The sequence below is a fragment of the Kitasatospora sp. NPDC048365 genome (assembly GCF_043200835.1).
In the GTDB taxonomy this organism is placed as follows: Bacteria; Actinomycetota; Actinomycetes; order Streptomycetales; family Streptomycetaceae; genus Kitasatospora; species Kitasatospora terrestris.
In genome coordinates this window covers 215099-227691 of sequence record NZ_JBICYJ010000001.1, presented here as the reverse complement: position 1 = coordinate 227691, position 12593 = coordinate 215099, and the positions used below count along the sequence as shown (strand labels likewise).

Genomic DNA, 12593 nt, shown 5'->3' with positions numbered 1-12593 from the left:
CCGCCCCGCGGGGCGGCGCCGGCCGTGCTCGCCCTCGGGGCTCAGCCCTCGGTGGCGCGGACGCTCCCGCTCGCCGACAGCATCGCCGGCGCGCTGGCGGTCGAGGAGGCCGACGTGGGCTCGGTGCTCGGCGTGCCCGTCCCGGACGGCGTGCCGGTGGCGCTGGGCTCCCCGCTCGCCGAACCGCTCGCGGAGCCGGTCGGCGTCCCGCTGGGCGTCCCGCTCCCGGAGGGCGTGCCCGACGGGCTGCCGGTGGCGCTCCCGCCCGGCGTCGGCGTGGTCGGCTGCGTGGGCACGGTCGGCCCGGTGGCCGGCGGCGTCGGCAGCGTGGACGGCTTGGCCGGGGCGATCCGCACCGGGCCGATCGGGACGTCCGGCACCTTCCAGGCGCCGCCCTTGTCGTCCGCGCCCGCCTCCGGGTCCGGCCGGACCGCGCCGAGGATCGGCATCGCGCCGATCTGCGAGACCTTCACCACGTCGCCGGTGTGCGGGGCCTGCACGATGAGGCCGCCGCCGATGTACATCCCGATGTGGGTGGCGCCGCCGAAGTAGACGATCAGGTCGCCGGGGCGGATCTGGTTCAGCGGCACGCGGGTGAGCTGCGCCCACTGCTCCTGGCTGGTCCGCGGGATCGGGCGGCCGGAGTGCAGCCACGCCTGCGAGGTCAGGCCCGAGCAGTCGAAGACGTCCGGCCCGGCACCGCCCCACACGTAGTCCTTGCCGAGCTGGCCCAGTGCCCAGGCCACGGCCTTGCGGCCGGCCTCGGACGGGGTGCGCTCGCCCTTGCCCAGCGCGCCGGAGGCCAGGAAGGCCAGCTGCGCCTGGTCGGCCTGCTGCTTCTCCAGCTGCTCCAGCTCGCTGCGCTGGGCGCCGGTCAGCGAGGTGACCATCTGCTCGACGTCGTTCAGCCGCTTGGCCACGTCGGCCTTGGCGGCCTCCTGCTGGGTGGCGGTCGCCTGGACGTCCTTGAGCGCCTGCTCGGTCTGCGCCTGCAGCGCGGTGAGCGCCGCCCGGTCGGCCTTCAGCCGGTCCAGGAAGGCGGACTGCGAGCGGCCGGCGGAGTCCAGCAGTTCGGCCATCACCACGGCCTCGTACGGGTCCTTGGCGAGCAGCAGCTCGGCCATCTCCGAGGCGTGGCCGTTGCGGTACTGGGCGGCGGCGAGCTGGGAGGCCAGGTCGGTGCCGGCGTCCACCGCGAGCTGCTGCCGGGCGACGCCGTTGCGGAGGTCCGCGACGCGCTCCTGCAGCTCGTTCAGCTTGGCGACCGAGCCGTTGTACTGCTCGGTGGCGGCCTCGGCCTGCTGGTAGAGCTCGTGCAGCCGGTCGAGCATCGGCCCGAGGGTGGCCTTGGCGTCGGCCAGCGGGTCGGCGCCCGCCGAGACGGTCGGCCGCCCGTCCGGCTGCGGTGCCGCGTAGGCGGCACCGGCCAGCGGCAGCGCCAGCACCGCGGCCGCGAGGACCGCGCCGCAGCGCATCGCCGCCCGCACCCAGGGCCGTAGGCCCGTCGACTCCGTACGCTGCCCCGCCCCCATCGGCCCGGCCTCCCCCACTCTGTGCTGTTCGATCCCGCCCGATCCTGCCATGCGCCACCCACTCGGCGGCAGGCCGCCCAGCCAGCTACGGATGAATTCTCAGAAAGCCGGGGGGACAGTGTGAGGCAGGTCTCACCAAACCCTGACGGACCGGACATTGGCGGACAAACAAGCTGATCAGCGCAGGCATCTCCACGCTTTCACATCTTCTCCGCAACCCCCTCGCAACCATCGGAACCGCGAATCCGTGGCCAGTTCACCTTCCGTTCACCATTCGTCCCTACGGTCGCCGAGGACAACAACGTCAGTCCGCCAACTACGACGATTGTTTGGGTATGGAACACATCACGTTCCTGGTGGCCGTCGTGATCGTCACGGCGCTCGCCTTCGACTTCACCAACGGCTTCCACGACACCGCCAACGCGATGGCCACCTCCATCGCCACCGGCGCTCTGAAGCCGAAGGTCGCGGTCGCCATCGCAGCGGTCCTCAACTTCGCCGGAGCGTTCCTCTCGGTGAAGGTCGCCACCACCATCTCCGGCGGCATCGTCAACGAGAAGACCGGCCTGCAGCCGTCGATCATCTTCGCGGCACTGGTCGGAGCCATCCTCTGGAACCTGCTGACCTGGCTCAAGGGTCTGCCCTCCAGCTCCTCCCACGCCCTGTACGGCGGCCTGATCGGCGCCACCGTGGTCGGCGTCGGCCTGCACGGCGTGAACTTCACCACCGTGGTCTCCAAGATCCTGATCCCGGCGGTCGTCTCCCCGATCATCGCGGGCCTCGCGTCCTGGGGCGCCACGAAGATCGCGTACCTGATCACCCGCCGCGGCGACCGCAAGGCCACCGACAAGGGCTTCCGGCGCGGCCAGATCTTCTCGTCCTCGCTGATCTCGCTCGCCCACGGCACCAACGACGCCCAGAAGACGATGGGCATCATCACCCTGACCCTGATCTCCGCGAACGCCCTGCCCAAGGGCGCGCAGCCGCCGACCTGGGTGATCGTCAGCGCCGGCGCGGCCATCGCGGTCGGCACCTACATGGGCGGCTGGCGGATCATCCGCTCGATGGGCTCCGGCCTCGCGGACATCAAGCCCCCGCAGGGCTTCTCCTCGGAGACCGCGGCCGCGACCGTCATCCTGACGTCCTCGCACATGGGCTACGGCCTGTCCACCACCCAGGTCTGCTCCGGCGGCATCATGGGCGCCGGCCTCGGCGGCCCGTCCGGCCGGCTGAACTGGGGCATGGTCCGCCGCATGGTCTACACCTGGGGCCTGACCCTGCCGGCCGCCGCCACCGTCGCGGGCATCGCCGCCTTCGTCGCCGACAAGGGCGACTGGGGCGTGGCCCTGGTCGGTGCCGCCCTGGTGATCGGCGCCGGCTCGATGTGGGTCATCTCCCGCCGCCAGCCGGTCCACGCCGACAACGTCAACGACGTGACCGAGGTCGAGATCGCCGGCACCGCGCCGGCCGGCCCGACCGCCACCACCACCACCGTCGCGGCCTGAGAGGACGTCCGCCATGCAGATCAAGTGGGCCGCACTCGCCCAGACCGCCGGCGTCAGCCTCGGCATCACCCTCGCGGTGGTCCTGGTCTTCGCCCTGGGCATCCTCGCCCTGAACCGTCGTGACAGCGTCGTCGAGTCGGGCGGCTCCACCGCGAAGGCCTTCCCGGCCCTCGCCGCCGCCACCCTCTGCTTCGCCGCCTGCGCGGGCGTGGTGCTCTACGGCATCTCGCTGATCGCCAACAAGTAGCGCGCACGCAGAAAAGGGGCGCCGGGCTCGATCGAGCCCGGCGCCCCTTTCGCGTCCGGCTACTGGGCCGTCGTGCGCAGCGGCACCTCCCGCACGGCGAGCACGACGAGCACCGCCACCAGCGCGAACGGCGCCGCCACCAGGAAGACCGTCCCGACGCCGTGCCCGAAGGCGTCGGTGACCAGCGGCACGACCCCCGCCGGGAGCCGGTGCAGGTCCGGGATCTCCCCGCCGCCGAGACCCGCGCCGCCGGACGGCTGGACGCCCGCCCCGGCGAGGTTCTGCGCGAGGTAGTGGGAGACCCGGTTGCCGAGCAGCGCGCCGAGCGCCGAGACGCCCATCGCCCCGCCCATCGTCCGGAAGAAGGTGACCACCGAGCTGGCGGCGCCGAGCTCGTGCCGGGGCACGGTGTTCTGCACGGCGAGCACCAGGTTCTGGCTGGTCAGTCCGAGCCCGATGCCGGTGATCGCCATGGCGGCGGCGAGGTAGCCGTACGGGCTGTCGTCGCGCATGCCGCCGAGCAGGGCGAGCCCGGCGGTGAGCAGCACGGTGCCGCCGACCAGGTAGATCTTCCACTTGCCGTACTTGGTGATCAGCTTTCCGGCGACGGTGGAGGAGAGCGCCAGGCCGAGGATCATCGGCAGGGTGAGCAGTCCGGCCTGGGTGGGCGTCTTCTCCTTGGCGAGCTGGAAGAACTGGCCGAGGAAGGTGGTCGCGCCGTACATCCCGACGCCGACCAGCGCGCTGGCGACCGAGGCGAGCGCGACGGTGCGGTGGCGGAAGAGGTCGAGCGGGACGATCGGCTCGGCGGCCCGGCGTTCCACCGCGACGAAGGCGACGGCGAGCAGGAGACCGCCGCCGACCATCGCGGCGCTCTGCCAGGACAGCCAGGCGTAGTCCTTGCCGGCCAGGCTGATCCAGATCATCAGCAGGCTGACGGCGGCGGTGATCAGCAGCGCGCCGAGGTAGTCGATCCGCGGCTTGCGGGTGGTCTGCTCGGGGAGGTCCAGGGTGCGCTGCAGCACCAGGACGGCCACCACGGCGAACGGGATGCCGACGTAGAAGCACCAGCGCCAGCCGAGCCAGTCGGTGTCCACGATGACGCCGCCGATCAGCGGTCCGCCGATCGTGGCGAGGGCGAAGACGGCGCCGAAGTAGCCGCTGTAGCGGCCGCGTTCGCGCGGCGGGACCATCGCGGCGAGGCAGATCTGGCCGAGCGCGATCACGCCGCCGGCGCCGATGCCCTGCAGGACGCGGCAGGCTATCAGCGCGCCGGTGCTCTGGGAGAGCCCGGCGAGCGCCGAGGAGACCACGTAGATCCCCATGGCGACCTGGACCAGCAGCTTCTTGCTGAGCAGGTCGGAGAGCTTGCCCCAGAGCGGGGTGGAGGCGGTCATCGAGAGCAGCGCCGCGGTGATCACCCAGGTGTACGCGGACTCGCCGCCGTGCAGGTCGGTGAGGATGCGCGGCAGGGCGTTGGAGACGACGGTCGAGGAGAGCACGGCCACGAAGAGGCCGAGCAGGAGTCCGGAGAGGGCTTTGAGTACCTGGCGGTGGGTCATTCGGGTCCTTCGGCGTAAATTTCGTTGCCTCAAGCAACTATACGCAGATGGTTGACCCAGGCAACCTTCTTCAAGGGGAGGCAAAGAGCCTCAGGACTCGTCGGTGAGCGTGTTGAACCGCTCCAGCAGTTGCGCGAACTGCCGGACGTCCACCGTCTCCCAGGTGCCCAGCAGCCGCCGCAGGCGCTCCAGCCGCACCTCGCGCGCCGCCAGGAAGCGCGTCTCGCCCTCCGGCGTCAGCGACACCAGGAACGACCGTCCGTCCTGCGGATCGGCCTCCCGGACCACCAGGCCGAGCTCCTCGATCACCTTGATCTGCCGGCTGATCGTCGCCTTGCCCACGCCGAAGTGCAGCCCGATGTCGGTCACCCGCACCCGCCCGGCCTGCCAGATGAAGCCGAGCATGCTGTAGGCGACGCCCTCCAGCGAGGGGTGCACCATCCGCGACATCTCCGCGGCCCGCGCCCGGCCGCGCCGGAACAGCACGCCGACCTCCCGCTCCACCGCCAGGAAGGCCGTCTCCGCCGCCGCGTCGCCACTCATGGCGATCAGTATCGCGCAGCTCGCGCCTCCCCGGCCCGACAACTGTTTCATGGTATGAAGTATCCGTTTTGTGCCTATTTCAACGGATGCACCAGGAGAGCCGCCGCCATGGCCGAGCCGCGAAGCAGCTTCACCTCCGACCTCAAGGACGCGGTGACCCCCCGGGCCGCGCTGCTGGTCATCGGTGTCCTGCTGCTCCAACTCGGCTTCATCACCTCGTACGTCGGCGCCCTCCACCACCCCCGCCCGCACGAGCTCTCCATCGCCGTGGTCGCGCCCGAGCAGCTCGCCCCCCGGCTGGTCGCCGCCCTCGAATCGGTCCCCGACGACGCCGTCCGCGCCTCCACCGCCCCCGACCGGGCCACCGCCGAGGCGAGAATCAAGGACCAGAAGATCTACGCGGCCTGGATCGTCGACCCCGCCGGCACCCAGGACACCCTGCTCGTCGCCGACGCCCGCGGCCCCGCCGCCGCGACGGCCGCCGCGACCATCGTCACCGAGGTCGACAAGGCCCAGGGCCGCACCGTGGTCGTCGACGACACCATCCCGCTCGCGGAGGGCGACGCCGAGGGGCTGTCCTCGTTCTACCTGGTGATCGGCTGGTGCGTCGGCGGCTACCTGGTCGCCTCGATCCTCGGCATCAGCGCCGGGTCGCGCCCCGCGAACACCGGCCGCGCGGTGCTGCGGCTCGGCACGCTGGCGCTGTACTCGATCGCCGCCGGACTCGGCGGAGCGCTGATCATCGGGCCGGTCCTGGGCGCGCTGCCCGGGTCGACCGTCGCACTGTGGTGGCTGGGGGCCCTGGTGGTGTTCAGCGTCGGGGCGATCACCATGTCGCTGCAGTGCCTGTTCGACGTGGTCGGGATCGGGCTCGCGGTGCTGATCTTCGTCGTCCTCGGCAACCCGAGCGCGGGCGGGGTGTTCCCGCCGCCGCTGCTGCCCGCGTTCTGGCGGGCGATCGGCGCCTGGATCCCCAACGGCGCCGGCACCGACGTCGCCCGCTCGATCGCCTACCTCGGCTCCACCAACATCGCCGTGCCGCTGCTCGTCCTCGCCGCCTGGGCGGCCGTCGGCGTCGGCGTCACCTTCCTCGCCGTCCTGCGCCGGCCGCAGGCCGGCCGGGCGGAGAAGCCCGCGTGAGCCCGCGGCCCGGGTCGGCTCCGTCCCGGCCCGGACCGGCTCAGTCCCGGCCCGGACCGGCTCAGTCCCGGCCCGGGTCGGCCAGCACCGCGCGCACCACGCCCACCGCGGCCCCCAGCAGCGGGCCCCGGCGGCCCAGCTCGGAGACGGTCAGCCAGCCGTCGTCCCACGGCCGGACGGTGACCCGCGCCGCCAGCTCGTCGCGCATCGCGGGCAGCAGCCACTCCCCCAGCTCCGCGTAGCCGCCGCCGAGGACCACCTCGGCCGGGTCGATCAGGTTCACCGCCCCCGCGACCGCGATCCCGAGCGCGGTGCCGGCGGCGGCCAGCGCCTCCCGGACCGCGGCGTCGCCGGCCCGGGCCCGGCGGGCCAGCTCGCCCACCCAGTCGTCGACGAAGCCGGGCAGCCCGGCGGCCCGCAGCACCGCCTGCTCGCCCGCGTACTGCTCCAGGCACCCCCGCGCGCCGCACGGGCAGGCGGGCCCGTCGGGCCGGACGGGGACATGGCCGAGCTCGCCGGCGAAGCCCCTGGCCCCGCGCAGCAGCCGCCCGTCGACGACCAGCGCGGCACCGATGCCGGCCTCGGCCGAGAGGTGGCAGAAGGAGTCGGGCCGCCCGCCCAGCCAGTGCTCGGCGAGCCCGCCGAGGTTGGCCTCGTTGTCGATCCCGATCGGCAGGCCGGCCAGCCCGGTGGCGCCGGCCTGCCGCAGGGCCGGCCGCAGTCCCGCCGCGACCGGCACCCCGGACCAGCCCAGGTTGGGCGCCCGGACCACCACGCCCTCCGCCGCGCCGACCAGGCCGGGCACGGCGACGGCGATCCCGGCCGGGGCCAGGCCGGCCGCGTCGGCGACCTCGCGGAGCAGCTCGGCGAGGTCGGCGAGGACCGCCTCCGGCGTCCGGTCGCGGTTGCGGATGTCCCGCCGCCGCCACTCCCGGACCTCACCGCGCAGGTCGACCACGCAGGCGGCCAGGTGCTCGACGCCGATCTCGCCGCCGAGACCGGCGGGGCCGTCCGGGGCCAGCACCAGTGCGGTGCCCGGTCGGCCGACCTTCCCGCTCGGCACGGCGGGCCCGCTCTCGGCGACCAGGCCGCCGGCGGTCAGCTCGTCCACCAGTGAGGAGACCGCCGCCCTGGTCAGCCCGGTCCGCGCGGCCACCTCGGCCCGCGACTTGGGACCGGCCGCGATCTCGCCGAGCACCAGCGCCAGATTGGCCCGGCGCATGCCCTGCTGACTGGCGGGTCCGCCGCGCACCTGCATCCCGCTCACCCCGTTCCGACCCGCGTGATCGCCGTGTCCGGCAGCGTAGCGAGGTCAGACGTGTTCGGGCTCGCGGGCCTGGTCGCCGGTGGCGCGCGCCGAGAGCCGGGTGAAGACGAAGCGGTTCATCGCCCAGTAGCGGAACACCATGGCGACCAGGGTGCCGATGATCATGCCGCTGACGAAGTCCGCGACCTCCTGGGTGAGGTGCGAGACGTCCGGCTCGCGCAGGTCGAAGACGTACCGGGAGGCGATCAGCGGCAGGTCGTTCACCAGCACCGCCAGACCGCTGACCACGAAGAACAACGCCGCCTCGCGCTGCTTGCCCGCCGCCCGGAAGGACCACTGGCGGTTGAGCACGTACGAGATGATCGTCGTGACCACGGTGGCGACGGTCAGCGCGACCACCGGCTTGTGGCTCAGCACGGTCAGCTTCAGCGTGAAGTTGATCAACATGGTGAGCAGGAAGCACGTGCCACCGACCACCAGGAACTTCACCAGCTTCCGGTGCTTGACCAGGAACGGGCGGTAGCGACCGGGCACCCGGGCCAGGGCGCGCTGTGTGAGCGACGGCATGTCCCGCAGTGTCGCACGCCCCGGCCCCGCGCGCGCTCAGCCGGCCGCGATCCGGACCACCCCGGTGGTGGTGCCCTGCAGCACCACGCCCCCGGGAGCGATCGAGCCCACCATCTGCAGGGTGTCGAAGAGGAAGCCGCTGCCCAGCCACTCGGTGCGCACCACCTTCCCGGTGGCCGGGTCGATCTCCGCGTAGTCGTACGGGTCGAGCTCCGAGGTGCCGTACGTGCCGGGGATCACCGGGCGGCGCAGCACGGTGTGGATCAGCCCGTCCGCGGTGGAGAGCCGGGGCACCGCGGCGGACCGCACCTTGTTGTCCCACACCAGGTCGCACCCGCTGCCGTCGGCCCGGACGTCGACCCGCGACAGCCCCCCGTAGTAGGTGCCCGACGCCGGGACGCTCGCGCCCGCCCCCTCCGGCAGCGCCGGGTACGGGTAGCCGTAGGTGGAGGCGACGAACACCGCGTTGCCGGCCGCGATCGGCGAGTTCTCGCTGCCGCTGCCGCCCGCCCTCAGCACGGGCACGGAGCACACCGGCGAGCCGTCGGCGGTGCGGTACACCAGCAGGTTCACGGTCGGGGCGGCGTTGTCGACGATCGTCAGGTAGTCGGTGCCGGTGCGCGGGCCGAAGAACGTCGGGGTCGAGCCGGTGCCCCAGCTGAGCTGGCCCGGCTTGCGCCCGGGGCCGCGGTCGTACGGCTGCCGCCAGGCGATCCGCGGGGTGCCGTCGGCATCGGCGGTCAGCAGGTAACTGGCACGGGTGGTGGCGACCGCGGTGCCCTCGGGCGCGGTGGAGATGGAGTTGGCGACCTGCTCGCCCGCCGGGAGGGCGAGGGCGCGCACGGCGCCGGTCCGGTCGTCGGCGGTGCCCACCACGCCCCGGCCGGTCGCGAACCAGACCCGGCCCTGCCAGTCCGGCGAGACCCCGGTCACCGCGTCGCCGTCCGGCACCGCGCCGGCCAGCGACAGCCGGCTGTCGACGGTCAGCTGCCAGCCGCCGCCCGCGGTACGGCGGTGGCCGACCCGCACCAGGTCCCGGTTGCCGTCGACGGCGACCAGCCGGTCCTGGTGGTCCAGGTACGCGTAGACGCCGCCGAGCAGGGAGCCCTTGGGCAGCGACAGCTCCGCCAGCGAACCGCCGCCCGCCGGGTCGAGCAGGTGGACGGTCGGCGTCCGGCCGAAGATCTCCGTGCACAGCGCCACCGGGTACCCGTCGGCGCCGACCAGCACGGTCGGGCAGGCGGACGCGAGCGCCGTGCGGTGCGAGCCCAGCGACCCGGCGGGCGGGCCCGGCAGCGGGGTCGCGTCCGAGGAGCCGGTGTCGCCGTGCATCGTGGCCGTCCCGTCCGGCCCGGCGTACGGATTGTGCGGCGGCAGCGGCGCGTACGGCGCGGCCGCCGCCCCGGCGGGCGCGGAGGGAAGAGCGAGGAGCGCGGCGGCCGCGAGTACGGCGGCGCGCATGGGCAGCGCGAGGCGCATGGGTGTCCCGTCTGAGTACGGAGAAAGGGGATGGGTCGACCGCACGGCGGTGCACACACCCGGACGCACTCCCGGCCACGGCCGGGCGGGGACACCGCGCTAGAACGCGCGGTGACAGATCGCGGAGCACGCGTACGCCAGGTCGACGGTGAGTCGACGGCTCAAGTACGCGTGGCGATGCATGGGGCAACCCTTTCGCACACAGGGAACGCCCCGCAAGGGGCGCGAGGCTCTGCGGATTTGCGGCGGAGCCGCCGTTCGACGGAGCCTCGCGCCCCTGCTGCGGCTTACGCGGTCACGAGAACGTCCGCAGGCTCCAGCGCCAGCTGCAGCACCTCCCGGACGTCGGCGACCGCGTGGACGGTGAGCCTGTCGAGGACCTCGGTGGGGACGTCGTCGAGGTCGGGCTCGTTGCGCTTGGGGATGATCACCGTGGTGACGCCCGCCCGGTCCGCGGCGAGGAGCTTCTGCTTCACGCCGCCGATCGGCAGCACCCGCCCGGTCAGCGACACCTCACCGGTCATCGCGACGTCCGTCCGGACCTTGCGTCCGGAGAGCAGCGAGGCGAGCGCGGTGGTCATGGTGATGCCGGCGCTGGGCCCGTCCTTGGGGACGGCGCCCGCGGGGACGTGCAGGTGGATGCCGCGGTCCCGCAGGCCGGTTACCGGGAGTTCCAGTTCGGCGCCGCGCGAGCGCAGGTAGGAGAGCGCGATGTGGGCGGACTCCTTCATCACGTCGCCGAGCTGCCCGGTGAGGATCACCCCGGTCGAGCCGGTCTCGGCGTCGGCGAGCGAGGCCTCGATGTAGAGGACGTCGCCGCCCGCGCCGGTGACGGCGAGGCCGGTGGCCACGCCGGGGACCGCGGTGCGCCGCTCGGCGGGTTCCTGTGCGGATTCGGGGGTGTGGTGCGGCCGCCCGATCAGGGCCCGCAGGTCGTCCGCGCCGATCGCGGCGGGGAGCTGCCGCTCGCCGAGCTCGGCCTGCGCGGCGACCTTCCGCAGGATGCGGGCGATCGAGCGTTCCAGGGTGCGGACTCCGGCCTCGCGGGTGTACTCGCCGGCGAGCCTGCGCAGCGCGGTCTCGTCGACGGCGACCTCCTCGCCGGTCAGGCCGGCCTTCTGCAGCTGGCGCGGCAGCAGGTGGTCGCGGGCGATGACGACCTTCTCGTCCTCGGTGTAGCCGTCGAGCCGGACGAGTTCCATCCGGTCGAGCAGCGGCTCGGGGATCTGTTCGAGCACGTTGGCGGTGGCGAGGAAGACCACGTCCGACAGGTCGAGCTCGACCTCCAGGTAGTGGTCGCGGAAGGTGTGGTTCTGCGCCGGGTCGAGGACTTCGAGCAGGGCGGCGGCCGGGTCGCCCCGGTAGTCGGAGCCGACCTTGTCGATCTCGTCGAGCAGCACCACCGGGTTCATCGATCCGGCTTCCTTGATCGCCCGCACGATGCGGCCGGGGATCGAGCCGACGTACGTCCGGCGGTGGCCGCGGATCTCGGCCTCGTCGCGGACGCCGCCGAGCGCGACCCGGACGAAGGAGCGGCCCATCGCCCTGGCCACCGACTCGCCGAGCGAGGTCTTGCCGACGCCGGGCGGGCCGACCAGGGCGAGCACGGCGCCGCCGCGGCGGCCGCCGATCAGGCCGAGGCCCTGGTCGGCGCGGCGCTTGCGGACGGCCAGGTACTCGACGATCCGGTCCTTCACGTCGGTCAGGCCCGCGTGGTCGGCGTCCAGTACGGCGCGGGCGCCGGCGATGTCGTAGGCGTCCTCGGAGCGCTCGTTCCAGGGCAGCTCCAGCACGGTGTCCAGCCAGGTGCGGATCCAGGAGCCCTCGGGCGACTGGTCGCTGGAGCGCTCCAGCTTGTCGACCTCCTTGAGGGCGGCCTCGCGGACCTTCTCGGGCAGGTCGGCGGCCTCGACCCGGGCCCGGTAGTCGTCCTCCTCGGTGCCGGACTCGCCGTTCAGCTCGGCGAGCTCCTTGCGGACGGCCTCCAGCTGGCGGCGGAGCAGGAACTCCTTCTGCTGCTTGGCGACGCCCTCCTCGACGTCCTTGCGGATGGTGTCGTTGACCTCCTCCTCGGCGAGGTGGTCGCGGAGCAGGCCGAGGGCGTACTCGAGGCGGGCGAGTTGGTCGGCCTCCAGCAGGGCCTTGAGCTTCTGCTCGGCGGTGACGAAGGGGGCGTAGCCGATGTTGTCGGCGAGCTCGCCGACGCCGTCGATGGCGGCGACCCGGTCGACGACCTGCCAGGCGCCGCGCTTGCGCAGCCACTGGGTGGAGAGCGCCTTGTACTCCTTGACCAGGTCGGCTGCGCGGCCGGCCACCGGGAGGCCGGGGTCGGACTCGCGGAACGGGCCGGTCTCGACCCAGAGCGCGGCGCCGGGGCCGGTGGTGCCGGTGCCGATCCGCACCCGGCGGACGGCGCGGACCAGGGCGGCGGGGTCGCCGTCGGCGAGCCGGCCGACCTGCTCGACGGTGGCGAGGGTGCCGACCGCGGCGTACGAGCCGTCCAGCCGGGGCACCAGCAGGACCTGCGGCTTGGCGCCGCCGGCGGCCGAGCGGGCGGCCTCGACGGCGGCGCGGACCTCGGTGTCCTTGAGGTCGAGCGGCACGACCATGCCGGGGAGCACGACCTCGTCGTCGAGCGGCAGGACCGGCAGGGTGAGCGGAGTGGACGTCGATGCCATGATCTCTCCCCAGTCAGTGAAGTTGAGCTGACCTGACTAAGGTTTGGCGGGCCCCGGATGTTCCCGGCCGACT

10 protein-coding genes are annotated in these 12593 nt (G+C 73.4%); 3 read left to right on the top strand and 7 right to left on the bottom strand.

Translation table 11 applies throughout. From position 1 onward, the window contains the following. Positions 1 to 41: 41 nt before the first annotated feature. Positions 42 to 1532 carry an NlpC/P60 family protein gene (locus ACGFX4_RS01035; RefSeq protein ID WP_393069126.1) on the bottom strand — a complete coding sequence of 497 codons (1491 nt, stop codon included), beginning with the start codon at positions 1530 to 1532 and terminating at the stop codon, positions 42 to 44. 335 nt (positions 1533 to 1867) lie between these two features. Here ACGFX4_RS01035 and ACGFX4_RS01030 point away from each other — a divergent pair, with 335 nt between their 5' ends. Then, entirely contained in the window at positions 1868 to 3037 is a 1170-nt protein-coding gene (locus ACGFX4_RS01030; protein ID WP_393069124.1) for an anion permease, read from the top strand. 13 nt (positions 3038 to 3050) lie between these two features. Beyond that, positions 3051 to 3284 carry a hypothetical protein gene (locus ACGFX4_RS01025; protein ID WP_393069122.1) on the top strand — a complete coding sequence of 78 codons (234 nt, stop codon included), beginning with the start codon at positions 3051 to 3053 and terminating at the stop codon, positions 3282 to 3284. A gap of 59 nt (positions 3285 to 3343) precedes the next feature. Here ACGFX4_RS01025 and ACGFX4_RS01020 read toward each other — a convergent pair whose 3' ends face one another. After that, positions 3344 to 4846, bottom strand: coding sequence for a DHA2 family efflux MFS transporter permease subunit (locus tag ACGFX4_RS01020; protein ID WP_393069120.1), 1503 nt, complete (start codon positions 4844 to 4846; stop codon positions 3344 to 3346). Between the two features lie 90 nt (positions 4847 to 4936). After that, on the bottom strand, positions 4937 to 5389 hold the full coding sequence (locus tag ACGFX4_RS01015) for a MarR family winged helix-turn-helix transcriptional regulator (protein ID WP_393069118.1): 453 nt from the start codon (positions 5387 to 5389) through the stop codon (positions 4937 to 4939). A 108-nt stretch (positions 5390 to 5497) separates the two neighbouring features. Here ACGFX4_RS01015 and ACGFX4_RS01010 point away from each other — a divergent pair, with 108 nt between their 5' ends. Further along, positions 5498 to 6529: a DUF3533 domain-containing protein gene (locus ACGFX4_RS01010; protein ID WP_393069116.1), complete on the top strand. Its 1032-nt coding sequence runs from the start codon at positions 5498 to 5500 to the stop codon at positions 6527 to 6529. Positions 6530 to 6590: 61 nt separating this feature from the next. On the opposite strand, the gene ACGFX4_RS01005 is transcribed toward ACGFX4_RS01010, so the two are convergent. The 4 genes from ACGFX4_RS01005 to lon form a co-directional block, all read right to left on the bottom strand. Further along, the gene (locus ACGFX4_RS01005; protein ID WP_393069326.1) at positions 6591 to 7787 is read right to left on the bottom strand and encodes an ROK family protein; all 1197 of its coding nucleotides are present in this window, start codon (positions 7785 to 7787) and stop codon (positions 6591 to 6593) included. A 54-nt stretch (positions 7788 to 7841) separates the two neighbouring features. After that, on the bottom strand, positions 7842 to 8363 hold the full coding sequence (locus ACGFX4_RS01000; RefSeq protein ID WP_393069115.1) for a GtrA family protein: 522 nt from the start codon (positions 8361 to 8363) through the stop codon (positions 7842 to 7844). Positions 8364 to 8399: 36 nt separating this feature from the next. Further along, on the bottom strand, positions 8400 to 9842 hold the full coding sequence (locus tag ACGFX4_RS00995) for a hypothetical protein (RefSeq protein WP_393069113.1): 1443 nt from the start codon (positions 9840 to 9842) through the stop codon (positions 8400 to 8402). A 287-nt stretch (positions 9843 to 10129) separates the two neighbouring features. After that, on the bottom strand, positions 10130 to 12520 hold the full coding sequence (lon, locus tag ACGFX4_RS00990) for an endopeptidase La (protein ID WP_393069111.1): 2391 nt from the start codon (positions 12518 to 12520) through the stop codon (positions 10130 to 10132). Between the last annotated feature and the right edge of the window lie 73 nt (positions 12521 to 12593).